Annotated in this window: 29 protein-coding genes and 1 tRNA gene; 4 read left to right on the forward strand and 26 right to left on the reverse strand. The window is 35.1% G+C overall.

Going from position 1 to position 24,234, the window contains the following annotated elements:
* Positions 1-59 precede the first annotated feature (59 nt).
* Genes HMPREF3106_RS07265 through HMPREF3106_RS07275 form a run of 3 tightly spaced genes read right to left on the reverse strand, consistent with a single transcriptional unit; the run spans position 60 to position 1,287 of the window.
* Positions 60-467, reverse strand: a complete 408-nt coding sequence (locus tag HMPREF3106_RS07265; protein ID WP_070445511.1) for a hypothetical protein — start codon at positions 465-467, stop codon at positions 60-62.
* Positions 464-991 carry a hypothetical protein gene (locus HMPREF3106_RS07270; protein WP_070445516.1) on the reverse strand — a complete coding sequence of 176 codons (528 nt, stop codon included), beginning with the start codon at positions 989-991 and terminating at the stop codon, positions 464-466. Before HMPREF3106_RS07270 ends, HMPREF3106_RS07265 begins: the two co-directional genes overlap by 4 nt.
* 2 nt (positions 992-993) lie before the next feature.
* Positions 994-1,287, reverse strand: coding sequence for a hypothetical protein (locus tag HMPREF3106_RS07275; RefSeq protein ID WP_070445520.1), 294 nt, complete (start codon positions 1,285-1,287; stop codon positions 994-996).
* Between the two features lie 72 nt (positions 1,288-1,359).
* Here HMPREF3106_RS07275 and HMPREF3106_RS07280 point away from each other — a divergent pair, with 72 nt between their 5' ends.
* Positions 1,360-1,647 (forward strand): hypothetical protein, encoded by a 288-nt coding sequence (locus HMPREF3106_RS07280; protein WP_083281631.1) that lies wholly within the window; start codon positions 1,360-1,362, stop codon positions 1,645-1,647.
* Here the strand turns inward: HMPREF3106_RS07280 and HMPREF3106_RS09565 are convergent.
* Positions 1,607-1,768: a hypothetical protein gene (locus tag HMPREF3106_RS09565; RefSeq protein WP_168160704.1), complete on the reverse strand. Its 162-nt coding sequence runs from the start codon at positions 1,766-1,768 to the stop codon at positions 1,607-1,609. The two genes, HMPREF3106_RS07280 and HMPREF3106_RS09565, sit on opposite strands and share 41 nt — an antisense overlap.
* 676 nt (positions 1,769-2,444) lie before the next feature.
* Between HMPREF3106_RS09565 and HMPREF3106_RS07285 the strand changes: the two genes are divergently transcribed.
* Positions 2,445-2,840, forward strand: a complete 396-nt coding sequence (locus tag HMPREF3106_RS07285; protein ID WP_070445523.1) for a DUF2513 domain-containing protein — start codon at positions 2,445-2,447, stop codon at positions 2,838-2,840.
* 63 nt (positions 2,841-2,903) lie between these two features.
* On the opposite strand, the gene HMPREF3106_RS07290 is transcribed toward HMPREF3106_RS07285, so the two are convergent.
* From HMPREF3106_RS07290 to HMPREF3106_RS07310, 6 genes are all read right to left on the reverse strand, one after another.
* On the reverse strand, positions 2,904-3,395 hold the full coding sequence (locus tag HMPREF3106_RS07290; RefSeq protein WP_070445526.1) for a hypothetical protein: 492 nt from the start codon (positions 3,393-3,395) through the stop codon (positions 2,904-2,906).
* A 352-nt stretch (positions 3,396-3,747) separates the two neighbouring features.
* Positions 3,748-6,159 (reverse strand): DNA primase family protein, encoded by a 2,412-nt coding sequence (locus HMPREF3106_RS09330; protein WP_083281632.1) that lies wholly within the window; start codon positions 6,157-6,159, stop codon positions 3,748-3,750.
* A gap of 192 nt (positions 6,160-6,351) precedes the next feature.
* Complete coding sequence (locus tag HMPREF3106_RS07300; RefSeq protein ID WP_070445529.1) at positions 6,352-6,579, reverse strand: hypothetical protein; 228 nt, start codon at positions 6,577-6,579, stop codon at positions 6,352-6,354.
* A gap of 38 nt (positions 6,580-6,617) precedes the next feature.
* Positions 6,618-6,770: a hypothetical protein gene (locus HMPREF3106_RS09570; protein ID WP_168160705.1), complete on the reverse strand. Its 153-nt coding sequence runs from the start codon at positions 6,768-6,770 to the stop codon at positions 6,618-6,620.
* A 39-nt stretch (positions 6,771-6,809) separates the two neighbouring features.
* Positions 6,810-7,106: a MerR family transcriptional regulator gene (locus tag HMPREF3106_RS07305; RefSeq protein ID WP_070445531.1), complete on the reverse strand. Its 297-nt coding sequence runs from the start codon at positions 7,104-7,106 to the stop codon at positions 6,810-6,812.
* A 13-nt stretch (positions 7,107-7,119) separates the two neighbouring features.
* Positions 7,120-7,323 carry a hypothetical protein gene (locus HMPREF3106_RS07310; protein WP_070445534.1) on the reverse strand — a complete coding sequence of 68 codons (204 nt, stop codon included), beginning with the start codon at positions 7,321-7,323 and terminating at the stop codon, positions 7,120-7,122.
* 133 nt (positions 7,324-7,456) lie between these two features.
* Here HMPREF3106_RS07310 and HMPREF3106_RS07315 point away from each other — a divergent pair, with 133 nt between their 5' ends.
* Positions 7,457-8,176, forward strand: a complete 720-nt coding sequence (locus tag HMPREF3106_RS07315; RefSeq protein ID WP_070445537.1) for a helix-turn-helix domain-containing protein — start codon at positions 7,457-7,459, stop codon at positions 8,174-8,176.
* A 50-nt stretch (positions 8,177-8,226) separates the two neighbouring features.
* Positions 8,227-9,381, forward strand: coding sequence for a tyrosine-type recombinase/integrase (locus HMPREF3106_RS07320; RefSeq protein WP_070445540.1), 1,155 nt, complete (start codon positions 8,227-8,229; stop codon positions 9,379-9,381).
* 92 nt (positions 9,382-9,473) lie between these two features.
* Here HMPREF3106_RS07320 and HMPREF3106_RS07325 read toward each other — a convergent pair.
* From HMPREF3106_RS07325 to HMPREF3106_RS07400, 16 genes are all read right to left on the reverse strand, one after another.
* Positions 9,474-9,546 (reverse strand) — tRNA-Lys (locus tag HMPREF3106_RS07325).
* Positions 9,547-9,680: 134 nt separating this feature from the next.
* Complete coding sequence (locus tag HMPREF3106_RS07330; RefSeq protein WP_005606950.1) at positions 9,681-10,031, reverse strand: type II toxin-antitoxin system PemK/MazF family toxin; 351 nt, start codon at positions 10,029-10,031, stop codon at positions 9,681-9,683.
* Positions 10,024-11,139 carry an alanine racemase gene (gene alr, locus HMPREF3106_RS07335; RefSeq protein ID WP_070445544.1) on the reverse strand — a complete coding sequence of 372 codons (1,116 nt, stop codon included), beginning with the start codon at positions 11,137-11,139 and terminating at the stop codon, positions 10,024-10,026. The genes HMPREF3106_RS07330 and alr overlap by 8 nt, the downstream gene beginning before the upstream one ends.
* Before the next feature lie 18 nt (positions 11,140-11,157).
* Entirely contained in the window at positions 11,158-11,547 is a 390-nt protein-coding gene (gene acpS / locus HMPREF3106_RS07340; protein ID WP_005606952.1) for a holo-ACP synthase, read from the reverse strand.
* 50 nt (positions 11,548-11,597) lie between these two features.
* Positions 11,598-12,161 carry an anaerobic ribonucleoside-triphosphate reductase activating protein gene (gene nrdG / locus HMPREF3106_RS07345; protein ID WP_070445548.1) on the reverse strand — a complete coding sequence of 188 codons (564 nt, stop codon included), beginning with the start codon at positions 12,159-12,161 and terminating at the stop codon, positions 11,598-11,600.
* Entirely contained in the window at positions 12,154-14,352 is a 2,199-nt protein-coding gene (nrdD, locus tag HMPREF3106_RS07350) for an anaerobic ribonucleoside-triphosphate reductase (protein WP_070445551.1), read from the reverse strand. Before nrdD ends, nrdG begins: the two co-directional genes overlap by 8 nt.
* Positions 14,353-14,518: 166 nt before the next feature.
* Complete coding sequence (locus HMPREF3106_RS07355) at positions 14,519-15,637, reverse strand: phosphotransferase enzyme family protein (RefSeq protein WP_070445554.1); 1,119 nt, start codon at positions 15,635-15,637, stop codon at positions 14,519-14,521.
* Between the two features lie 263 nt (positions 15,638-15,900).
* Positions 15,901-17,655 carry a flavocytochrome c gene (locus tag HMPREF3106_RS07360; RefSeq protein WP_049555526.1) on the reverse strand — a complete coding sequence of 585 codons (1,755 nt, stop codon included), beginning with the start codon at positions 17,653-17,655 and terminating at the stop codon, positions 15,901-15,903.
* 187 nt (positions 17,656-17,842) lie between these two features.
* Positions 17,843-18,436, reverse strand: a complete 594-nt coding sequence (gene clpP, locus HMPREF3106_RS07365; RefSeq protein WP_005606962.1) for an ATP-dependent Clp endopeptidase proteolytic subunit ClpP — start codon at positions 18,434-18,436, stop codon at positions 17,843-17,845.
* Between the two features lie 71 nt (positions 18,437-18,507).
* Positions 18,508-18,702 (reverse strand): DNA-directed RNA polymerase subunit beta, encoded by a 195-nt coding sequence (locus tag HMPREF3106_RS07370; RefSeq protein WP_049555527.1) that lies wholly within the window; start codon positions 18,700-18,702, stop codon positions 18,508-18,510.
* Positions 18,699-19,778 carry a rod shape-determining protein gene (locus HMPREF3106_RS07375; protein WP_049555528.1) on the reverse strand — a complete coding sequence of 360 codons (1,080 nt, stop codon included), beginning with the start codon at positions 19,776-19,778 and terminating at the stop codon, positions 18,699-18,701. Before HMPREF3106_RS07375 ends, HMPREF3106_RS07370 begins: the two co-directional genes overlap by 4 nt.
* A 14-nt stretch (positions 19,779-19,792) precedes the next feature.
* Positions 19,793-20,434: a Pr6Pr family membrane protein gene (locus tag HMPREF3106_RS07380; protein ID WP_049555529.1), complete on the reverse strand. Its 642-nt coding sequence runs from the start codon at positions 20,432-20,434 to the stop codon at positions 19,793-19,795.
* Between the two features lie 120 nt (positions 20,435-20,554).
* Complete coding sequence (gene mreD / locus HMPREF3106_RS07385; protein ID WP_005606966.1) at positions 20,555-21,115, reverse strand: rod shape-determining protein MreD; 561 nt, start codon at positions 21,113-21,115, stop codon at positions 20,555-20,557.
* Entirely contained in the window at positions 21,115-21,963 is an 849-nt protein-coding gene (gene mreC / locus HMPREF3106_RS07390) for a rod shape-determining protein MreC (RefSeq protein ID WP_005606967.1), read from the reverse strand. Before mreC ends, mreD begins: the two co-directional genes overlap by 1 nt.
* A gap of 34 nt (positions 21,964-21,997) precedes the next feature.
* Positions 21,998-22,999 (reverse strand): rod shape-determining protein, encoded by a 1,002-nt coding sequence (locus HMPREF3106_RS07395; RefSeq protein WP_005606968.1) that lies wholly within the window; start codon positions 22,997-22,999, stop codon positions 21,998-22,000.
* Positions 23,000-23,305: 306 nt separating this feature from the next.
* Positions 23,306-24,234, reverse strand: a 929-nt coding sequence (locus HMPREF3106_RS07400; protein ID WP_148129425.1) for a prealbumin-like fold domain-containing protein, incomplete at its 5' end; no start/stop codon positions are given.

Genomic DNA, 24,234 nt, shown 5'->3' on the forward strand with positions numbered 1-24,234 from the left:
AATTAATTGTCTAACTTTTTGGGGTCAGTACACTTTCAGTAAGAGAGTTATATCTTTTGTTATTCAGTTACAACATCAATTAATGTATTGAGATAGTTTCTTAACGCTCTATCTAATCGCTCTTTATACTCATTGATTGTTATATTCATTGCTTTTGCATGTTCAATGTTGCTTACTTCTTTAACAATATACTTGTTCTGTATCTTTGCTTTATTTTTATATTTATCTTTAGATACTCGCATCATCGCATACTTGAAATATTTCTCATATATAATTATCCTATCTTCCATATTCAACCGCTTCATCACTTCATAAAAACTAGCTAACTGTTTTAAAGAACGGTTATCTGAAAGTGCGTTATAGGTCTTTGTAATATATAAGCGGTGGAAGTATACATCACTAATACTGTAAAAAGCATTATCAGAATAACTGTATTTATTACCATATCCCTTTTTTATTTCTCTCAAATTGCTACCCCTCGCATCATCTTTTCAAATTCTTCATCTAAACACTCAATCTCTTTTATCTGCTCCCTTTTTTGCTGTATTAGGTCTTCATCTAGGAAACTAAACCCTTTTAGTTTTTCTCCTTTTTGTTTTATTGCTTCTTTTCTAGCAGTTAAATAATAATCTACTTCTTGTATCCATTCATACGCTCTTTGAATGATTAAAGTATCCTCATTTTCATTTACAGCCCTTCTAAGCGCGTTTAACTCTTCCTCGGTAAATTCATCAGTAAATAGTTTATATCGCTTGCTTAGACGGTCTATTCTCGTTCTGATGATGCGTTCCTCTGTTTCAATTAATACTGCTGCACTGTATGGGTCTATTGAACGTGTATAGACATCTAGGTCATCTATCATCATTCCACCAATTAGGCTATGAGTAAGGAAGAACATCTTACTAACATTTTTCAATTTGTCTGTATATGCTGTAATTAGATTGGGAATAGCCAACATGTTTTTAATGGTTGCTCTTTGCTCTGTATCCAATCTTACCTCCTTTTTCTCTTACTTTCTCTCCATATTTCCTTTATCTTATCCACATCCGTTGCTTTGTATTGATGATTTCTACCACTTGTAGTATCTCTCATTACCACAATACGTGGGTCATTTCGCACACCACTTTGTAACCAACTTTGATAATTAATATTTGCTTGTTCACACATTTCTTTTGTGGTTAAATCAGTTTTCATTGCCACTACTTTAAACCCACTGTTCATTAACAAATTAATTAGTCTTTGTGGATTTCTTTCTAAAGCTTGGAAAATCATTTCGTCAAAATCCATTTTCTTTCTCCTTTCATATTGTTGTAACTCATTTTCAATCCTATAATTAAAATTGCGAAAGGAGGTGTTTATATGACAATGAATTTTGATTCTACAGAACTAGAAAATAATTTTAAAAAATTAGCAAAATATAACGGATATATCCCGCTGGATGAGTTATTAAATTCTAATTTCATAAGAATGTATACTCAGTTTCAAACTTCTCAAGAATTTGCCGATGCTAGTCCTTTCGACTTTTCAAACCCTGATTCCATTAACTCTAATGATTTGGATAAATTTGTTTCCGCTAATACCAAGTTCTCATCTTGGCAAGAAATGCTTAATCACGCTCGCGCGGAATGGATTCAAAATCAATTTTAATTTTTGATTTAGAAATCTTATCTAGAGTTTCTTGAAGGCTGATTGTTTGTTCTTTAGCAACTTCAAGAAGCTCTTTTAATTCGTCTAACCCTCTAACATTAGTTTTTATCTTCAATTCCATTAGTTTCACCTCCCCTTTAACATTTTATATTTATGAACTCCGTGTTATAATATTCTTGTCTACTCCACTAAATCCTAGTAGACAGAAAGGATGATGATGATGACAACATTATTATCAGAATTTTTGAAAGGTACTGTGTCTCAATAAATAGGGATATATTTTCTGGTCTGACTGCCAGCGTTGACAAACAAGAGTCGTAAAAATTGGTATTAGAGATAAGCTGTTTTAATAGAGCTGTACGGGTTTTTAGAACTCCTATTTCTATTAAAGTTTGCTACTCTATAGGTCTTTATTCCATTTATAGCAACTGCAGTGTCAGGGACGATACTGGCGAAGTGTTGCTGGTTACCGCTATTAACTTGAGCAGAACAATTTCCGTAGCGTGTCTTATATAGCGGATAAGACACGTTTGTTTATTTAAAAAGTTCATTCAAATTAATATCCTCTCAATAAAACGCTTTTACATTCTTCATCACATTGCAACTGAATTTATAGAATCATTTTCAATCTTTACATAATCACTTTTTCTTATTCTTATTTTTCTCCAATTTGCTCATACGTTATTCAACATTATTGGTGAAGTTTGTTGATCATCTTTTTACTTCTTCTACTTATTTTTATATTGTTACATACTGTTTTCGATTCTATAATTAAGTAGTGGAAAGGAGGGACTTTTATGAAGCTAAACCATGAATGTGTTCGTCAAATAATGCTAACTATAGAAAGTGATATCCCTTACAGTGAACAAATGCATAAAGGAGAATTACTAAAACACAAAAATCTAAAAGATTTCAACGAGAGCGAAATCCTTTATTCAATCCTACGACTTAATGAAGCTGGTTTTATAAATTGCAGAATTCACGAAGGTGATAATAATTCAATTTATCTCCTATTTCTTTATAACCTCACATGGTCAGGGCATCAATTTCTAGACAATATACGAGACCCTGAAGTTTGGAGAAAAACTAAATCTGTTACTTCAAAATTCGCAAGTGCTTCTCTCACTTTAATATCTAACATAGCTGCTGAAGTAATTGTACGTATGATTGATAAATCTATACTCAATCCTTAGTTCTTTTAATCTACATTTAGCACCTAATTCAACTGAACTAGGTGCTTTTTATGTTTTACTCTCCTAATCTTCTACCTCATACTTTTTTACTAATACTCTATAAGCTTGATTGAACTCTTTCTCAATACGTTTAAAAGAATACTCTTCTTGCTTAAATTTAAGTTTGCTATTTTCAAAAGCAATTTTATAGTTATAGATCTGCATTAAAATGCGTGCTTGTAAATCAAAGTTATAACAGTAATCTTGGAATTCTTCTAAAGTTTCAAAGGTATTTACCTCAATCTTTTCTCCTAGCGGTTCTGTATATACCTCACAATAGTAATCATTCTTTTTCATTGTCATAATCATAATACCGTCTTTTAACTCACCGTTATTATCCATATCAATGGGTACTTCAAGCATTACAATTGCGCTACCTAACACCATGAATTTATTAAATGGACTATCTTTTAACCATTCAATCGCATCATCGTATTTTTGAATAGCTGTATCTGAATAAAACTCCATCTTTTTTGCCCATTGTTGTTTCTTTTCAATCTCTTCATTTGTAATCATATATTAATCTCTCCCTTGATTTAATCGCATCATCGCTCTAAACTACCAACCTTCACCAACCATTAAATTAGATAGTTGGTAGTAAGGTTGGTACTTAGAAACGTTGATATAATAATGTTTTGACCCTCAACTACCAACTAACCAACCATAATTCCGCAAGTTATTATATACATTTTTTTATTTTTTTATTTTTTTATTTAAAAAAATTTTTTTATTTTTTTCCTATATATAACATGAGAAAAAAGGTTGGTTAGTTGGTACTAACCTCTATAAACGTTGATATAACAACGATAATGACTACCAACCATCATACCAACTAAGCACTTTTCTTGGTTGGTATGGTTGGTACTTTTTAGCTATCTTCCTTGTAAAATAAAGGTTGATATTTATAACGTTCATTATCAAAGTCGTATTCTTGCAAGCTGTAAGGTTTTTTATCCTTGTAATTTTGAAAATCAGATATTTCAAACCCGTTTAACGGTTTCTTAGTATTCTTACTGTAAAACCATCCTAACTCTTCTAGAATAGGCTTTATATTCGTTGTAAACGTTCTTTGACCTAACTTTGTCGCTCTACCGTGTTCAGTATAATATACCGCTTGAAAATGAAAGTATAAAAACTTCACTGGTAGTTTTGTGCTTTTAAAGAGTGGAAAATTTTCTTCTACATATTCAGCTACTACATCATTATCTAATTTAATTTCTCTGATGATGCGTTGGCTTTCTTTAGTGTTTACAAAAGTATCACAATTTACATGTAATGATTTAAAAGCTATCCATTCAAGCAGCTCTTTATTTTTGATATATTCATTTTTAACCCGTTTATTACTTTCTTTATCCTTGTACGCTTTCTTAAATTCAATCACTCGTAACCGTCTTAACATTCCATCAGAAACATCAGCAAACTTAGGTATACCATTCATCGATTGAATAGATAAAGCTGTAAATTCATAAGGGAAAGGATGCTCACCTTTAGGATTGATAAGAACAGGGTCGCCTGTAATGACGCTCTTAAAGTTTTCACTTGTTCCGTTATAATCTTTAGGGTTATTATCATCGCCAATAATCAGGCTCTTACCATATGCACTAGCAAGTTTGAAATCTTCTTCAAACTCTTTAATTCTTAAACTAGTAGTGTTTGTTTGTCCTACTAAGTTCTTTAGTAACTGTTCCATTGTACTTTTACCCGTCTGACCGCTAGCACTATAGAAGAATACAGCTAAGTCAGAATTAACATTACAATGAATAGCACTAGATATTATCTGCCATAATAACTCTTCTTTTTCTGCATCATTCCCTGCAATATCCTTTAACCATTGAGTAAATGACCAATCTTTAAAATGCGGTTCTTTAGCATCAGGGTTGTATTTTACAGCTATCTTATTTTCAAAGATATATTCATGATTAAATGGCTCTAGAGTGTTTGTATCGTGGTTATATACACCATTGTCAAACACTACTAAATTACGTGAAGTAGTTCTTTCTACTTCTTCCGTTTCATGCCTTAAAAAATGAATGACCTCACCGCATTGTTTTTGTGATAGTGTCCTTTCAACTGAAAGAGATAAGTTATTAATAAACCACTCACTTTTTGTATAAATACCATCATCAGGGTTATATACCGTTAAATAGGCTATATCAGGGTTTAAATCGCCTAGCCTTGCAAAGTTACATGTTTTCTTTAATATATCTGCTGTTGCTCTAGGACTGACAGGGAATGTTTTAACTTTTCCCTTCTTATCTTCCGTTGCATGTTCCTCTCTCCAAACTTCACCTAATTCACTTAACTTATGTTTTAATTCATCAAGTGTAGGATTTTCCATCTTTTGGAATAGGTCAAAGAACTTTCTTTTAAATGTATATTGGGTTCTAATCTCTGTATTCTGAACAGCATAATTTAATTGCTGCCTATTTCCCTCTATCCATTCTGTATTGTCCATAGCAAGCAGTTCACTACATTCTAGGGCGGTATTATAATCTATCTCACCATCTTGTACCGCTTTTGCTAATACAAGTATTGCATGGTTTGAATTGCTATATTCATTCAGATTATCCCTATCCATTTCTATATAGGCTTTAAACATTTCAATAGCCTTTTCATGTGGAATAGATGATGCATCCTCTATTGTTCCTTTTATAAACCTGCTGTTAGTATTCTTTTGTATAGGCGGTTCAATGTTTCTAGGTACTTCATACTTCTTACCCTGAAATACCTGTAAACTCCATTTACTATTTAAATCAGTCTTAACAGGTAAGCCCTGACACTGACTCCATGTTTCACTACAATGATCATATTCAAGCCCTATCTTACTGGCAATCTCTCTAAGCATTACTACATACTCATACTTTACAAGCGGTCTAGAAGGCTCTATCACAATTCTAAAGCGTGGTTTTTCCTCTGTATGGTTGATAGTTGGATATATGAGAATTGCTGTATCAGGTAGCTTTTCTGTTACATGAGTAATAAAATCATTACCATTCATTTGAATATCGTCATAATCAATAATAATGAGGTCTCTCCTAATAAGTTGCTCATTATTCCGTTTAATAGTCCCTCTTTCCTTGGGTTCGATATATCCACTAATGAAATACTCTTGATTACTCTTTAACTTCTTAATGCGTTCTTTATAAACCTCTGTTGTTTCTTTATTCCCTTTTTGAATGTATGTAGGTTCATAAGTCTTTAACCATTCAAAACTAGATACATTAGTTCTAATTTCTCTTATTCTGTTATTTTTATATCCTTTTTCAAGATAAATTGGCAATATTACATCACCTCTTTATCTTGTTTATTCAACTTTAATTGTTTTAAATTCATACCTTTTATTCTCCTTAAATTGTGATGATGCAATCCTTATAAACACTTGAGAATATTAGGTTTTTATGCTATACTATTCATAGTGTGATGAACACATATAACTATGTGTATTCTTTAAGAATTGCCAAGCTACTAGCGTTTAGTTAGTAGCTTTTTCTTTTTGCATAAATAAGAATGTAATCATTAAATTATTAATGGTTTCCTTAGTTTTAACTTTTGTAACTTTTAAATGTTGCAAATTATGTTCTCGTTTTACTTCCAACGCTGTTTTTAACGCATCATATTTAGGTACATCCCTTACACAAGTAACCAATAAATAATCATCTTTCGTTTCTATCAATTCTGCATAATATGGTACTTTACTCATTTTTTTACATCTCCTTAAAATAATTACCGTGGGGATTGTTAGCAAGATGCTTCTTCATCTTCCATTTCACTTAAAATTCGTTTGCCTAATTCCAAGGTCTTTTTTGCCTGGTCTCGCACTACATCGTTACTTGCTCCTTCACTGACCATTTGCATTAAAAGTTTAAGTTCTTTTACATACTCTTTTTTCATAGTTAAAATTCCTTTCTTTCTACCGTGGGGGTATTTTGTTTATCTTTTGTATTTATTCATGAATGCATCAATTTCATTCTTTTTATAGTACTTCTTTGACTGTATCTGATAGCATGGTAACCCTTGATTTTCCCAATCTCTCAAAGTTGTTACTGATACAGATACATAATTAGTACCTACTTCTTTAGCTGTTAAGTATTCTTTTGAAATACATGCATCACGTCTAGCTTGTTCGATCGCATCAGCATAAACATTACGCAAAGAAATAGATACTTCTTTTTCAAATTGTTCTGGTAAAGCAAATGTGAACATCATTTCAACTCCTTTTTCGTACATTTTCGTAAGTTTCCTATAAAAAAATATCTTCTACAGTCAAATTTTTGTTATAAGTTTTAAATAACTGCAGAAGTGTCTTAATTTCATTTTCAGTAAATTGGGAAACTCTTCTCTCCTTTTTGCTGTATCCATCTAAAGATAAATTCAGAATTTCAGCCATTTCTTTTTGAGTTTTATTTATAGCTTTCCTATACATTTGTACTTTATTTAATTGCATAAAAACACCTCCTCTGACAATAATATAACACGTAAGTTTTCGTAAGTCAATATTAAAAACGTAAAAAAAAGGAAGTTTTTCTTTTTTTATTTCTTTTTTCTTGATATAATGTTTAGTGAAAAGAGGTGTTATAGTGAAAAAAAGAGAAATAAATAAACAAGCTGTTGGGGATAGAATAAAAAGTATCCGTTTGTCTTATGGATGGACACTAAAACAATTATCCAATGAAATATCTCTTTTGCTATTAGATGATAAGCCGATTGCAGAAGGAATTATTTCAAGATGGGAAAATGGGATTTCTCTCCCTAATAGAGAACGTATGAAAGCTATATCTATGCTTGGTAATATGACTGTAGAGGAGCTTTTGTACGGTGATTTTGATGAGTTCTTTGAAAACTTAATTGATAAACTAAAAGAAAAATTGATTAAAGATAATATTTCTAATGAACTTTTAGGATATATCATTTTCAATATTCGTGTTTTATATAGTCAAAAAAACGGCTCTAGAAATTGGGACTGGTCTAATTTTCATTCTTTTGAACAATTAGAAAAGGAATTTGAGATAGATTCACAACAGATAATATTACAATGTCAAAAACCTAACTCTAGAGATATTATTGCAATCACCACTTTTAAAAACAGAATCACTGATGCTTTGCATGAGTTTGTAAGGCTTTATGAACCTTCATTAGTTATACAAGACCTAGAACAGCACAGTAAAGAAAAAAATGAATTTAATAACTTAGTCAAAATGAATATTGATTTAAAAAAAGAAATTGAAAATAAGTCATCAATATTTATAAATGAAATTGATGGAATTTTAAGTACACTGATAACTAATAACAATCAATAACCTTTATCCTTTTACTTTTACCGTGGGGGTGGAAGAAAGGATACTAAAGAATGGCAACAATTAAAGAATACACAACAAAAAAAGGTAACCTATTTAAAATTGTTGGCTACCTAGGTACTGACCCTTTAACGGGTAAACAAGTAAATATTAAAAAAGGTGGGTTTGCTACAAAACAGGATGCAAAACGCTACTTAAGTCAAGCAGTAATTAATCTGCAAGATAATAAGTATTTAGATACTAGCATCCATGTTTCTAAAACCTATCAGGAAGTTTATGAGGAATGGTTAGTTCAATACAAAAATACTGTAAAGGAAAGTACCTTCTTTAAAACTCAATCAATGTTCAAAAATAATATCTTACCTATTTTTAGCAACCTTAGAATTAACAGTATCACTACTACATTCATTCAGGATAATGCTAATAAATGGTTTGAAAAATATAAGAACTATAAAAAGATTATCAATTATAATTTTTCTGTACTCGCTTATGCATTAAGAATGGGTTATATCAGTATCAACCATAAAGATAGGTTTGTAATGCCTAAGAAGATTAGAGTAAGAAAAGATGAGTCAATGAGTTACTATACAAAAGATGAACTTATTGAATTGTTAAAATACATCAAACAAGATACAAGTATTGAATGGCTTAGTTTTTTCAGACTGCTAGCATTTACAGGAATGAGAAAAGGTGAATGTTTAGCTTTAACATGGAATGATATAGATCTAACTAATCAGACTGTAACCGTGAATAAAACTCTTGCTGTAGGAATGAACAGTAAACAGATTGTTCAACCACCTAAAACGCTTGAAAGCTATCGTACCATCACTTTAGATGACAATACTGTATCATGGTTGAAAAAGTGGAAGATTGACCAGGCAAAAACGCTGTTAAAATTCGGTCATAATGCTATGAGAGAAAATCAGTTAGTATACTGCCATTGCTCGAAAAATAAAATGTATTGTTTAGGAAAGCCTGCTACTATTCTTAAAAAGGTATGCGACAAACATAACTTCAAGATTATCAACATTCACGGTTTCCGTCATACACATGCTAGCCTACTTTTTGAAAGTGGTGCAGCAATGGAAGTAGTAAGAGATAGATTAGGTCATACAGATATACAAACTACTGTAAACATTTATACTCACGTAACACAAAAAAGCCGTGATAAAACGGCACAAAACTTTGCAAATTATATGGGTATCTAAACCTTTTTCTAAACCTTTTTACTTTTTTGGGTATAAAAAAAGTGAGAAACATTGATAAATCAACATTTCTCAACCATCGAAAAATTAAAAAATGCCCCCTACAGGGCTCGAACCTGTGACCCATAGATTAAGAGTCTACTGCTCTACCAACTGAGCTAAGGAGGCATTTGTACTTAAGGTACTTAATCAGTATACTACCATCCCCATTGTAAATCAAGGGGATTTTCCAAAGAAATTCGTATTTCATCAGACAACCGTTTAGCAAAACAGCCCTCTAAAATTTCATTAGAGGGCTTTCCTTATTCCAATCCCAGACTCACTTTTAGTCCTTCGTTAATGGTGTTCATAAAATCCGCATCCACTTGCGTAATTTTCTCAAGAATTCGAGCCTTATCAATCGTACGCAATTGTTCAAGTAAGACAACAGAGTCCCGTTCGAACCCAAATTGATCTTTTTTGATTTCAATATGCGTTGGAATGTTAGCTTTTGTATTCTTTGCAGTGATTGCTGCCACAATAACAGTTGTGCTAAAGTGATTCCCAACATCATTTTGAATAATGAGAACGGGGCGTTTTCCTCCCTGCTCACTACCAATCACTGGAGACAAATCCGCTAAAAAGACATCTCCTCTTAAAATCTTATCAACCATTGATATACTCCCTTTTCACACGATCAGAGATCATACAAATGACTTCATAAGCAATTGTATCTGCACGTTTAGCTAATTCAATTGCTGTAATTTCCTCTTCTTTGTTTTTTCCTAGAAGAGTAACCTTTGTTCCGACTGGATATTCATGAGGCAAACGAATCATACATTGATCCATACATACTCTTCCAATAATAGGACAGCGAACTCCCTCTACAATGACCTCTCCTTTATTGTAGGCGCGAATATACCCATCCGCATATCCTACTGGTAAAGTAGCCACCCATTGAGGCTCTCTAGCGGTATAGGTTGCCCCATAACTCACTGTATCCCCAATTTCCAGTTTCTTCACCTTGACCATCTCAGTTTCCCATTGCAGGGCTGGGTTTAGATGTTCTTCATCTTCAATGCATAAGTCACCATTAGAAGGATTAATGCCATACAAGCCAATTCCGTAACGGATAATATCACTATCTCCGGCACTATGCCAAATTGCATAAGCCGAATTCGAGCAATGAATGTGAGGAGGTCTTTCTTCCAACTCTCCAATCATACCATTGAATTTTTCTTCTTGTTTTGTTAAATGTGTGGTGTCTTCTTCATCCGCTGTTGCAAAATGGGTAAACATTCCTTCGAACTCGAATGGACCGTTTCGTAAAACAGCCTCAACTTCCGTTAATTCTTTTTCGTTCACGACGCCAATACGACCCATTCCCGAATCTACAGCAACATGTACTTTTAAGGGTGTCTCCTTTAATAGTGGCGCAGCTTCTTTGAGCCATTCTACAGAGTCAACAGTAGCAGTAATGTGATTACTTGCTAATAGTGGCGCATCTTCAACTCGGCTTAATCCAAGGATTAAGATGGGTTCCATAATCCCTGCTTCTCTTAAAGCCAAAGCCTCATCTACATTTGCGACACAAAATCCCTGAACCCCTGCTTCTAAAGCAGCTTTAGCAACAGGAATCATACCATGCCCATATGCATTTGCCTTTACAACTGCATAGACTTGTTTGGAGGGGTTTAATTTAGACTTTAGTTTAGAAATATTTTGTTTAATAATCGATAAATCCACTACAACTCTCGTGTTTCGATGGATTGCTTCTAACATGATGATTCATTCCTTTTTTTAATTGGATTCAAGTACGACAACGGCATAGGCATCATGACTCGTATGCGTAATCGATATCCACGTTTGATGAGAATAGCGTTCACATACAAGAACTGGTTTTCCTGTGGCATCATTCAATACTTCAATATCTTGAAATGAAACATGCTGTCCAATTCCAGTCCCAAGTGCTTTAGCATAAGCTTCTTTAGCTGCAAATCGTCCCGCAAGGAATTCCACTTTCCGTTTAAAAGGGAGCGTATGATATTTTTCCAACTCTTTTGGTGTTAACACTTTTCCCAAAAAAGATTTAGGTTCTGCTACGATTTTTTCAATGCGTGACAATTCTACCGCGTCCATACCAAGTCCCTTAATCGCCATCCGTTTGTCGTCTCCTTCATTATGATTCATTCCTATATTTTAACAAATTTACCATCATTTGTCAGAAATTTGAACAATTCCTAAGAATTCCATAACCCCGACCACAAGACCACTTCCCCAGTTTTAAGAGAAGACTGTACATCAATAATGCGCTGATTACTGCTTCCCCTAAATTGCAAGGTCAAATCTTTTTTAGCGAGTTCAAATCGTCCATCTACCAAAATATCAATCAAGCTTAATAATTCTAACTTATCTTCTGTTTCTTGCATCAGCTCTTCCCAAGTATATCCTGTCCAAGACCAAATATCCTTGGTATTTCCGTAAGCTTTTCGTAGTGCCTTTACTAAAGATAGACAAACTCCTGTATTCAAAAAAGGCTCTCCACCCAGAAGCGTCAATCCCTGGCAATAAGAAGCTCCAATATCTGAAACAATTTGCTCTTCTAACTCTTTCGTATATGGTATTCCGTAATTAAAATTTTGAGCGATTACATTATAGCAGCCTTCACAGGCAAAGAGGCAGCCACTCACATACAGTGAACAGCGTACCCCTTCTCCATCGACAAAATTATACGGTTTGTAACTGGCAATTTTTCCTTTAGAATATTGCTCACTCGTCCACTCCTTTGGTTTTGGATTATTCATCCTCCATCACTCCTAAAGCGTAACGTTCTTTGAGTTTCGGCATATGTTTTACACGAGAAGAAATTTCCACATGACGTCCATGTACCATTGGACGCGCTTGAGGGTTTCCAAGGTATCCGCAAGTTCGTTTTACGACATCACATGTTTGTGGATCATGGTTTTTACATTGTGGACATTCAAATCCTTTAGAAGTTGGCGTAAATTCACCATCGTATCCACATTTATAACAATGATCAATTGGGGTATTCGTTCCAAGATATCCCACTCTATCATATGCATAGTCCCATACGGCTTCTAAAGCTTTTGGATTTTGTCGAAGAACAGGATACTCACAGTAGTGAATAAATCCTCCCGAAGAAAATACGGGATAATCTTTTTCAAAATCAATTTTTTCAAATGGTGTTGGATTTTTACGTACATCGTAATGGAAGCTATTCGTATAATACTCTTTCTCCGTAATATCCGGTACCAAACCAAATTTTTCGATATCGAGTTTGCAGAAACGATCAGTCAAGCTTTCACTTGGAGTCGCATAAACACTGAAATGATAACCGTATTCGTCACCCCATGCATCCGTATGCGCCTTCAACGCTTTTACAATCTCTAGAGTAAATTCCTTCGCCTCTGGGTTTGTTTCCCAGTTTGGACCAAAGAATGCTGTTGCCGCTTCATAAAGTCCAATATATCCTAAAGAAACAGTTGCACGACGATTTCTAAAGAGAAGATCCACTTCTTCCCCATCCTTCAACCGTTGTCCAAACGCTCCATAATGATACAACACAGGCGCATTATCTCTTTGCGCTTCCTTACAGCGTTCAACGCGGTACGTTAATGCATCCTTACAAATTGCTAGTTTCTCTTCGAAAATTTCCCAGAATTTGTCAATTGACCCTTCCGCTTCTAGCGCAATTCGAGGAATATTCAAAGTAACAACCCCTAAATTCATTCGACCATCGTTCACTTCTTGCCCATTTTCATCCTTCCATCCTTGTAAGAACGAACGGCATCCCATCGGCACTTTAAAACTTCCGGTTAATCGAACGATTTGATCATAGTTTAATACATCTGGATACATTCGTTTTGTTGCACATTCTAACGCTAACTGTTTTACATCATAGTTTGGATCGGTTTCTTCTAAGTTTACCCCACGTTTTAGCGTGAATACTAATTTAGGGAAAATCGCTGTTCTCTTCTCTTTGCCAATCCCTTCCATTCTCACTTGAAGGATTGCTTTTTGAATACAACGTTCAAAACGACTCGTTCCAAGTCCAAATCCTAAAGTTGTAAAAGGGGTTTGCCCTTGAGAGGTATAGAGTGTATTGATTTCATATTCTAATGACTGCATCGCATCATAAATATCTTTTTCTGTTTTTTTCATCGCAAAAGCTTCTTGACGGTCCACTCCATCAATCCACTCCTTGGCGTCTGCCAAATGTTTTTGATAGTTTAATTCCGCATAAGGGGCCAATAATTCATCAACACGATTGGCTGAACATCCTCCATATTGGCTACTTGCGACATTCGCAATGATTTGAGCCATTTGAGCAGTTGCTGTTTGAATCGATTTTGGAGATTCTACCTCGGCATTTCCAATCTTGAATCCAAGGCCTAACATATGTTCAAAATCAATTAAGCAACAATTGGTCAGTGGCATATATGGATGATAGTCTAAATCATGATAATGAATATCCCCTTTTAAATGCGCATTGGCAACATGAGGGGGTAATAGTTTTAAACCAATAATTTTTCCAACTGTACCCGCCGTTAGATCCCTTTGCGTATTAAAAACTTTACTATCCTTATTCGCATTTTCATTAACCACACTTGCATCTTTATTCGTTAATCGAGATAGTGCCCATTGGAAATCCAGTTGATTTTTTCTACGTAAATCTCGATCAACTCTGTATGAAATATATGCCTGTGCTAATTCAGATTCCCCATCTTCAATTAAAAAATGTTCAATAATACTTTGAATTTCATAAATTTGAATAGTCTCACTAAATCTTCTAAAAATTTCTTGGAGAACTTCGTCTACGATTCGATTCAATTCCGCTTCTCTTTTAGCATCCATTTCTCCATTTAATTCTGTCTCTGCTTTAAAGATTGCTCGTTCGATTTTTTCCTTTTGAAATTCAACTTCCCGACCATCTCTTTTAGTGACTAATAAGGTCTTCAATTCTTGTACACACATCACAATCCCTCCTCAAAACTCTTGAATCTATTTTATCACGCTGAATTTAAAAATCAACCCCTAAAACACAATATATTGTGTTTTAAAGTCTTTATATTTTACAACATATAGTGTATGAAGTTGCAAAAAAACTCCCTGACACATCTGTCAGAGAGTCTAAATTGCTTTATTTTTGTGCGTTTTTAACAGATCCGACCATCTTATCCCAAACGTTTTCCATATCTTGTACCAGTTTTAATTGTGTACGTGCTCGGTCCAGATTTTGTCCTGGACGATTGGTTTGGTAGTAGACGTCGCCATTGATATAGTCCGTCAAGAAACGAATCCCTTGTTCTAGCGTAATCACGCGTGCCCCCCAAGGTAAATATTCGAGTTCCGCTTCGGTTAAGATTCCGTTTGTTCCTTCGATAAAGCCTTTTACATACGTTTCGTATAAGTCGAAATCAAAGTTCACTTTTGATAAATCTGGTTCGTCCTCGGCACAATCGTTTGCCCCAAAACGAATAGAATCCCCAAAATCAAATAATACTAACCCTGGCATTACAGTATCTAAATCCACAATGCATAGTGGTTCTTTTGTTTGGCTATCGAACATAATATTATTTAATTTTGTATCATTATGCGTTACTCGAAGTGGCAATACGCCTTCATCTAACAAATCATATAGTAAGAAGCAATCTGCTTTACGACTTTGGATAAAGTCGATCTCTGCTTGAACCTCTTTTACTCTGCCAACACGATCTTCTCGGATTGCTTCTTCTAATTGGCGATAACGATTTCGAGTATCGTGAAATTGCGGAATTACTTCTACTAACTGGCTTGCATCGAAGTCATTTAAATCATAAGCGAATCGTCCAAATGCTTTTGCAGTAATATAAAATTGCTGCGGATTTTCTACTTTATCTAATGAATAACTGTTTTCCACTGAATCATAAATTCTCCAGTAAGATCCATTATCCAAGTTTGCCGTTAAATGTCCATCTTTAGTGCGAATTACACGTAGCGTTTCACGAGAAGCGTCGCGTCCGTCTGCTTCATATTTTTCACGCAGATAGCTTGTTACTTTCTCGATATTTTCCATTAATCCACGTACATTTGGAAAAATATGATGATTAATCGCTTGCAATACATATTGCTTTTCTTTATTTTCTTGTGTATGAGTGATTTGATAAGTTTTGTTAATTAATCCATTTCCTAAAGGTTGAATATCAACTAGCTCTCCTGGTAGTTCATAATATTCATACGCCACTTTGGCATCCTTTAATGAATTTTCTACAACTGTCATTCCTTTTTCTCCTTTAGTAATTTACAAATAATACATTCCCATTGTACCGCTTCCAAGAGTAAAAAGAAAGATATAACGCGAAAAAACTTCGATGATTGAAAAGCATTTACAGTTCAAATGTATGTAGGGGGATTAAACTTGTTTTTCCCCTGGAATGTTCATTTAAAAAGGGAGAAAGACCAAGTGCGTTTAAACTCCCCTGGTCTTACTCCCAAAAGAAACCTGCTAACTTAGATTTCTTTTTTCTATAAATTGGTCAATGATTAATGACTAACTTCTTTCCCAGCAATACGTCCAAAAGTGATAATATCCGTAATCGCATTTCCTCCAAGACGGTTCTTCCCTTGGATAACCCCTGTTAATTCACCAGCAGCATATAGCCCTGGGATTGCTTCTCCTTTATCATTCAATACTTCTGCTTTTTCATTAATCACTAATCCACCCATTGTATGGTGAACAGAAGGAACGGCTTTTTGAATGTAGTAAGGACCTTCTTCAAGAGATACTAAACCACCACGGTGATGGAAATCTTTGTCATCTTTATTTTTCGCATATTCATTTACTTTTGCGATGGTTTCTTTCAAGTTATTGATATCGATATCGAAGAATTTCGCAGCTTCTTCAATCGTATCAGCTTTCACTAACAAGCCTTCACGAATCAACTCATCGTACTCTGCTTTATGCGCTTCTTTTGTTTTCGAAATCGCATCAATCTTATCGTTCCAGATTTGGTAAGTGTATCCACCTGTTTGCGCTAAAATCGCCTTCGAAATAACGTCACGACGGTCTAATTCTTCTACAAATCGTTTTCCTTCCTGGTTCACAAGTATCGCTCCGTCAAAACGTGTATCTGCCAAAAGGGAAATCATACCTGTCTTCGGATTTGCGATTGGGTATGTTTGGATATATTCCATGTTCTTTAATGCCGCTCCTGCTTTTTGAGCCATTACAATTCCATCCCCTGTAGTACCAACTGTATCTGTAGATTTATAGCGTTCGTCATATTCCTTGTTGTATTGTTTACGCATTTCAACATTTGAACCGAACCCACCTGTTGTTAATACCACTCCATTAGTTGCAAGGAATGTCACTTCTTTTTTAGTCTTGTCAGTTGCTTTTATACCTGTCACACGACCGTTTGCATCTTGAATTAATTCTTCTGCTTTTACGTTCAAGAAGATTTTAACGCCAAGTTCTTCAGCTTTTGCTTTTAATTTAGACACTAATTCCGCACCAGTATGTCCCTTAGGAATCAATGCACGTTTAAATGAATGTCCACCGAATTGGAATAATTGGTCTGATAAGAACTCAACATGAACATCATCTCTTAACCATTCTGCTGATTCCAATGCTTTTTCTGCCATTAAATGAACGAGTTTAGGGTCCCCAATATTATCTCCACCCTTCATCGTATCATTATAGTATGCTTCTACAGAGTCTCCAGTAATCCCAAGATTCTTTTGTACCCAGTTACCAGGTGCATTCATTTCCCCACCGGAAATAAGAGTATTACCGCCGACCGTTGGCATTTTTTCTACAATTGCGACTGATTTTCCTGCTTTAGCGGCTTCTATAGCAGCACTTAAACCTGCACCACCTGAACCGACGATCACTACATCAAAAGTTTGCTCAGTTGGAAGTTCACTTTTCTTCATTTTTGTTTGTTTCGAAGCTACAAGTTTAATTCCTGATTTCGTAATAGCATCTTTGACTGCTGCCAAGTACCCTTCGCTTGTTGCACTCGCTCCTGATACGACATCTACATCAGCAGAGTTTTGAGCGATAATGGCTTCCTTTAGATCTTCATAAACAGGTTCAGATAAGCCTTTGTTTTCACCTTGTTCTATAACCTCAATATTGGTTATTTTTGCGTCTGTAATCGTCACAGCAACTCTAATCTCGCCGTGCTTACCAGTTCCCACTCCTTCAAATTTTCCACTTTGCTTAGCTGTTGAACAACCGAATAAAAGTAGAATCGATAATATACTTAGTAAAAGAACGTTTAAACTTTTTTTCATTTTCCTCACCTTTTCTATTTTGTTATTCCTTTTACAATAATTATTGTAACGCTTTCAGAAATCTTAATAAACACTAAATGAAATATTTCACATAAAAATAATATTTTTCGTCATAAATATTCGGAAACAGAAATGACAAAAACACCTTCAGTAATCATTATGATACTGAAGGTGTTTTTCATTTCGATTATTTCATTTCTTTTGAGCTTTCCATAATCGCATCAATTAAGCCATATTCTAAGGCTTCTTGTGCAGTCATGTAGTTATCACGATCTGTATCTTTTTCGATACGTGATAATTTTTGGCCTGTTTGTTTTGCCAAGATTTTATTTAAACGTTCACGTGTTTTCAAGATTTGACGCGCTGCGATTTCGATTTCTGTCGCTTGCCCTTGTGCTCCTCCTAAAGGTTGGTGGATTAAGATTTCAGCGTTTGGCAATGCGTAACGTTTGCCTTTTGCTCCAGCTGTTAATAGGAATGAACCCATTGACGCTGCCAGCCCCATTGCGATGGTTTGAACGTCTGCTTTAATGAAGTTCATTGTATCGTAGATGGCTAAACCAGCTGTTACGCTTCCCCCTGGAGAGTTGATATACATATAAATATCTTTCTCAGGATCTTGTGCATCTAAGAAAAGTAATTGCGCGATAATCGCATTCGCCATGTCATCTTGAATGGGTCCGCTCACCATGATAATACGGTCTTTTAATAAGCGTGAATAAATGTCATAAGCACGTTCTCCACGTGAAGACTGTTCAATAACTGTTGGAATTAAATTCATACTACTTCCTCCAAATCTAATATTTGTTTAAGTCTACTGCTATAGTCAATAAAGGTCAATTTATATGCTTGCTAATTAATAAATCTAAAAATCTTATCCCAAATTTCTTTAGAAAAAATATCGAGCGGATTTTTACCTTCGCCAAGAACTGCATATCCAATCATTAAACCAAGAGCAAACAAGATGATGGCAATGATAAGAAAAACTAAGATACGCAATAGTGCCGTAAATAGTAAGTTGCGACTATTCTTTAATTGTTCTTTCATGATTCTTCTGTCCTTTCATCATCAATCATATGTGCGGTTGGATTCATTACCACTTTCTTCGCACTAAAAATTCTACGGATTGCAGCAAAAATGCCTCTTTCAGATTTAATTCGATTTAATAAAATTCCTGTTCCAATCGCTACGCTTTGAAGCGGATTTTCTGCAATCATCACTGGAACTTGAAGTTTTTCAGAGAGCATACGATCAATCCCATTAATCAAGGCGCCTCCACCGGTAACCATCACACCACGTTCGATAATATCTCCAGCCAATTCTGGTGGGGTAGCCTCTAGAACAAGTCTAGCTTCTTCTCCAATGGTATCTAACATTTCTTTTAAGCAATGATAGATTTCATTCGTATAGATTGTCACTGTTTTTGGAAGTCCTGTCGTCATATCTCTTCCTTTGACAATCATATCAGATTCATTTTCAACTTCCACTGCACTTCCAAGCGACATCTTAATCGCCTCTGCAGTTCGTTCTCCAATGATTAATTGATACTTGTCTTTAATATATTCGGAAATCGCAAAGTCCATATTGTCCCCAGCTAATTTAATCGAGCGACTTGTCACTGTTGAGCCCATCGATAAAACGGCAATATCACTCGTTCCACCACCAATATCAATCACCATATTTCCAATTGGAGAAAAGATATCTAACCCTACTCCTACAGCAGCCACTTTTGGTTCTTCTTCTAAATAGATATTTCTTCCACCACATTTAATCGCCGCTTGAATAATCGCCTTTTGTTCTACAGTCGTAATATTCGTTGGCGTGCAAATTAAAATATCGGGTTTTGAAAACCAGCTATTTAAATTTAATTTTTGCATGAATAATTCTAATAATTGTTCAGTAACCGCAATATCCGCTATTACTCCGCCTTTTAATGGATGATGAACATTGATTTCTTTTGGAGTACGTCCTACCATTTGATATGCTCGTTCTCCGACTGCAATCACTTCTCCAGTACGCTCATCTAAAGCAACTAACGAAGGTTCATTTAATATAATCCCGCGATCTTTTAGAAAGACTAAAATATTCGCAGTTCCTAAGTCAATACCAATGTCTCGAAGCATGAAAGTCTCCTCTCTTATAAATATTTCTTTGTTTTAAATCCATTTTTAAAAAGTACAAGGACATAGGAGCCTACTAAAAATGCGGCTGCTAATCCTAAACTATACTGAATAACACCTAAAATTCCATATTTATCAACATTCAAAAAGAAATAAGGGAACGGTCCATCGGGGTTATTTCCAATGGGAATTCGTGTAATTAACGCAATCGCAACAGAAATAATTGCATACGCCAATGGTAAAATCGTCCATACAAACGGATCCCACCACTTATAACAATGCCCTTTATCAAATAGTGCCCAATCTAACAATGCTCCATAAGGAACAATATAATGAACTAGAAAATTTTCAATCGTCCAAAATTCTTCGGGTGTTTTTAAAGGAGCTAGCATGAAATGATACACCAGTCCAGTTAGAAGAATCGCAACGGTCATTCCACCTTTTAAACGAATATCCCACTGACTCCAATGGCCTTCCTTACGGTATTTTAGCAGTAAGTAAATGAGAAAAATAACTACTAGTAAATTAGATTGATTGGTGTAATAGCGAATAGAATGCCATCCGTGGAGAAACATCTCCATTAAGAATCCCACTAAAGCACATATAGCAATGACTCCTTTAGAAATTAAACTTAGTTTCAAAAATACTTCTTTGTTCATTCCATTCCTCTTTCTAAAGACACTAATTCTCCTTATTATAGCATAAATGCTACAACAGTCGGTATTAATAGCCTAAACAAAAAAGGGCCGGCGCTCGCCAACCCTTATTGGTAAAATAGATTAACTTCTTCGATGATTGATTAAATCATGTGGACTCACTACTGGAGTCGCATTCACCCACCGTGCAAAATTACGAAGTGGAATATACAGAATATAATAAATCACGATATTGAGCATAAGCGTCGCCCCTAATCGTTCCACTAAAAACTCGTTCCATCCCATGCTGACAACGCCTCTTAACGCATATACGAAGTATACAGAAACTTCTGTCAAACTTAAGAAGAACACTAATGCTAATCCTAACGTAAATGGATTTTGCAAAATATTTGTACGTACTAAACGAATCACTCGCACAATCACTGCAAATATTCCCATATAGATTCCTAGAATACCTGCATAATAACTATCTACCAAAAATCCTGCAATCACTGAAAACCAAAACATCGCCTTATGGTCAATCATAAAATTCAGCAATACAACTGCAATGACAATAATTCTTGGCGTTAAACTATAGCCAGAACGCAAAAATAAAGTTGAAAAATGATTCGTCAATACACCGTCCACTAGGAAAGCAAGAATGAAGACAAACAATACCCAATAAACTCTTCTGGAGTTACGCATTATTGCCCCTCACTTTCGCTTGTACGAATGACTACTGTTACATAACGAACATCATTCGTATCCGCCGCTGGACGAATTTTCACTTCTTTATATAATCCAAAACGATCCATTGCCACTTCTTCAACCGTTCCGATATATAGTGAATTTGGAGAAATTCCTCCTAGACCACTCGTCACTACCTTATCCCCTACTTTAATATCCTGAGTAGCTTGAATTTGGCTCATAACAAGCATATTTGTCTTTTCATCATATCCGGTAATGGTCCCGTAGATTGGTTCTTTTTCGTTTTGAATCATCGCCGCAACACGAACTAAAGTATTATCAGCATTCGATAACAAGGCAATACGTGCGCTTGTAGGATTCACATCTAAAACTTTTCCTACTAAACCATTATCACTCATTACCGACATTTGAGGTTGGATTCCATCATTTGATCCTTTATTAATCGTAATTACATCACGCCAAGTATCCGGATTACGCGCAATGACCGTAGCATTCACTAATGTATAATCATTCAGCGTATCTTGCAACTTCAGCGTTTCTTTCATTTTTTGGTTATCACGTTTTAACTCATTCAATTGAACCTCTAATTCATGAATGGTATCGATTTTTTGTTTTAAGGATTGATTTTCTTGATACGTATTTGATAAATCACCCACACTATCAATAAAATCATTAATACTATTTGCTGGATAAGAGACTAATCTTCCAAGAATATTGGTTACATCATTAACACCTTGAGTCACGATATTACTTCCGTAAGTAACGGAATACATGATTAATGCTAATGCAACAATGATTCCGATTACCCAACCAATTAGTTTCTTATTTGAAAAAATTGGATTCACATCATCACTCCTCTATAAAATTTTTCAACGGACTCTATTTTTTCATTAATGATGGGTTCGCTAGAATAGCTCCTGTTCCTAATGCCACACAATCTAGTGGGTCATTGGCAACAAACGCTGGCACTTGCGTTTCCTTCGAAATCATCTCTGCAAGATGACGAAGCATCGCTCCACCACCTGTCAGAACGATTCCATGATCAATAACGTCCGCAGAAATTTCTGGCGGTGTTTGTTCTAACACATCTTTAACAGCATCTAAAATTTGATGAATAATCTCACTCATCGCAATTGCAATTTCTTTAGCGGGAACTTCTACTACTCGTGGAAGACCTGTTACCATATCACGTCCACGAACTTGCATACTTCCTTGCGCTTTTTCGACAGAAGCAGACCCTAATTGAATCTTAAGTTCCTCTGCTGTACGCTCTCCAATCAGTAGATTATACGTTTTACGAACGTGCTGGACAATAGCTTCATTGAGCTCATCTCCACCAACGCGAATCGAACGACTATTCACGATTCCTCCTAAAGAAATCGTTGCTACGTCCGTTGTTCCTCCACCAATATCTACAATCATGCTTCCTGTTGGGTCTGTAATTGGTAAGCCCGCTCCTACTGCTGCTGCAAAAGGTTCTTCCACAACATAGGCTTCCTTCGCTCCAGCATATTTAGTAGCATCTAAAACAGCTCTTTTTTCAACGTCTGTAATTCCGCTTGGTACACAAATAATGACCACTGGTTTAAAAAATGAGCGGCCAACAATCGATTGGATGAAATATTTTAACATAGCAGTTGTCGTATTATAGTCTGCGATTACACCATCTTTCATTGGGCGTAATGCTACGATATTTTCAGGCGTTCTCCCAATCATTTCGAAAGCCGATTTCCCTACTGCGATAATTTCTTCTGTAACGATATTTTTTGCAACAACGGAAGGTTCACGTGTGACAATTCCTTCATCTTCAAGATAAACAATCGTGTTAGCTGTTCCTAAGTCAATTCCGATATTTTGTGCTTTAAAATTAAATGCAACCACACTACTTCCTCCTTCAGTAATTCTTCTACAGACCAGGCTGTAAGAATTCTATTCTAGTATATCAGAATTTGGCACTTTATTCTTGTTTTTTATAGCTTTTTAGAAAACTTTTTTATTTTGAAATATTAAAGCGGTTTCTGTAATCTGTTGGTGATTTTTACATCCGAAAGTTTCCAAAATTTAAATAGATTTTACGAAATAAAAAAAGAACCAAACAACATAAAGTTGCTTGATTCCTTTCTCTTTTTCCACTCGTCTGGCAAGGCGAGCAATTAATTTAGTAAATCCATCTATTCAGATAATGAACTAGTTAAATCTCTTTTTGCCATTTGAAGCTACCATGACAACACCTAAACCTAATAATGCCAATCCAGCTAATAGTGTTCCTTGTTCAGAAACACTACCAGTATTTGGTAAGTTTGGTTCATTTGGTTTTTCAGGTTCTGTTTGGTCTGTGATGACTAATTTGCCATCTTTGTACTCTACAGAATTTCCGTTAGCATTTAACACTTCAATCGTTCCATCAAAGTTCACTTTGAAAGTGATATCTGTTACTGCTAAGTAGCCTGTTGGTGCTGCTTCTTCATGGAATGTATATGTTCCAGGTGCTAAGTTTAATTCTTTAGACTTATCCGCTTCTGAAGTCCAGCTTGCTACTGGTGTTCCTTCTGCTTTGTCACCTTTGAAGATCTTGATTTTAGCTCCCTCAATTTCTTTTCCAGCAATATTTACTTTACTGAACGTTACTTTACGAGGTAAATCATCATCTTTATCGGTTACTGTCACTGTTGAACCATTTGTTTCAACTTTGTTTTCTTCACCTTTAGAGTCTTTTTCACCAACATTTGTTACCGTTACAGTTCCATCATAGTTCACTTTGAAAGTGATATCTGTCACCTTAAGGTATCCTGTTGGCGCTGCTTCTTCATGGAATGTATATGTTCCAGGCGTTAAATCTAATTCCTTAGATTTTCCTGCTTCTGATGTCCAGCTTTCTACTGGAGTTCCTTCTGCTTTGTCACCTTTGAAGATCTTAATTTTAGCGTCTGCGATTTCTGTTCCGCCTAAGTTTACTTTGCTGAAAGTAATCTTACGTGGTAAATCATCATCTTTATCGGTTACTGTCATTGTTGAACCATTTGTTTCAACTTTGTTTTCTTCACCTTTAGAGTCTTTTTCACCAACATTTGTTACCGTTACAGTTCCATCATGGTTTACTGTGAACGTAATGTCTG

The organism is Granulicatella sp. HMSC31F03 (genome assembly GCF_001807725.1).
Classification (GTDB): domain Bacteria; phylum Bacillota; class Bacilli; order Lactobacillales; family Aerococcaceae; genus Granulicatella; species Granulicatella adiacens.

Coding starts and splice junctions, on each gene's coding strand:
- HMPREF3106_RS07285 (WP_070445523.1), top strand. CDS start 2,445: ATGAAGCTAAACCATGAATGTGTTCGTCAAATAATGCTAACTATAGAA.
- HMPREF3106_RS09565 (WP_168160704.1), bottom strand. CDS start 1,768: ATGGAATTGAAGATAAAAACTAATGTTAGAGGGTTAGACGAATTAAAA.
- HMPREF3106_RS07370 (WP_049555527.1), bottom strand. CDS start 18,702: ATGAAAGAACAATTAAAGAATAGTCGCAACTTACTATTTACGGCACTA.
- HMPREF3106_RS07380 (WP_049555529.1), bottom strand. CDS start 20,434: ATGAACAAAGAAGTATTTTTGAAACTAAGTTTAATTTCTAAAGGAGTC.
- HMPREF3106_RS07310 (WP_070445534.1), bottom strand. CDS start 7,323: ATGCAATTAAATAAAGTACAAATGTATAGGAAAGCTATAAATAAAACT.
- HMPREF3106_RS07300 (WP_070445529.1), bottom strand. CDS start 6,579: ATGAGTAAAGTACCATATTATGCAGAATTGATAGAAACGAAAGATGAT.
- HMPREF3106_RS07280 (WP_083281631.1), top strand. CDS start 1,360: ATGACAATGAATTTTGATTCTACAGAACTAGAAAATAATTTTAAAAAA.
- HMPREF3106_RS09570 (WP_168160705.1), bottom strand. CDS start 6,770: ATGAAAAAAGAGTATGTAAAAGAACTTAAACTTTTAATGCAAATGGTC.
- mreD (WP_005606966.1), bottom strand. CDS start 21,115: ATGCGTAACTCCAGAAGAGTTTATTGGGTATTGTTTGTCTTCATTCTT.
- nrdG (WP_070445548.1), bottom strand. CDS start 12,161: ATGAATAATCCAAAACCAAAGGAGTGGACGAGTGAGCAATATTCTAAA.
- HMPREF3106_RS07305 (WP_070445531.1), bottom strand. CDS start 7,106: ATGTACGAAAAAGGAGTTGAAATGATGTTCACATTTGCTTTACCAGAA.
- HMPREF3106_RS07330 (WP_005606950.1), bottom strand. CDS start 10,031: ATGGTTGATAAGATTTTAAGAGGAGATGTCTTTTTAGCGGATTTGTCT.
- acpS (WP_005606952.1), bottom strand. CDS start 11,547: ATGAATCATAATGAAGGAGACGACAAACGGATGGCGATTAAGGGACTT.
- HMPREF3106_RS07290 (WP_070445526.1), bottom strand. CDS start 3,395: ATGATTACAAATGAAGAGATTGAAAAGAAACAACAATGGGCAAAAAAG.
- HMPREF3106_RS07355 (WP_070445554.1), bottom strand. CDS start 15,637: ATGACAGTTGTAGAAAATTCATTAAAGGATGCCAAAGTGGCGTATGAA.
- clpP (WP_005606962.1), bottom strand. CDS start 18,436: ATGAATTTAATTCCAACAGTTATTGAACAGTCTTCACGTGGAGAACGT.
- HMPREF3106_RS07320 (WP_070445540.1), top strand. CDS start 8,227: ATGGCAACAATTAAAGAATACACAACAAAAAAAGGTAACCTATTTAAA.
- nrdD (WP_070445551.1), bottom strand. CDS start 14,352: ATGTGTGTACAAGAATTGAAGACCTTATTAGTCACTAAAAGAGATGGT.
- alr (WP_070445544.1), bottom strand. CDS start 11,139: ATGTTAGAAGCAATCCATCGAAACACGAGAGTTGTAGTGGATTTATCG.
- HMPREF3106_RS07360 (WP_049555526.1), bottom strand. CDS start 17,655: ATGAAAAAAAGTTTAAACGTTCTTTTACTAAGTATATTATCGATTCTA.
- HMPREF3106_RS07275 (WP_070445520.1), bottom strand. CDS start 1,287: ATGGATTTTGACGAAATGATTTTCCAAGCTTTAGAAAGAAATCCACAA.
- HMPREF3106_RS07375 (WP_049555528.1), bottom strand. CDS start 19,778: ATGCTTCGAGACATTGGTATTGACTTAGGAACTGCGAATATTTTAGTC.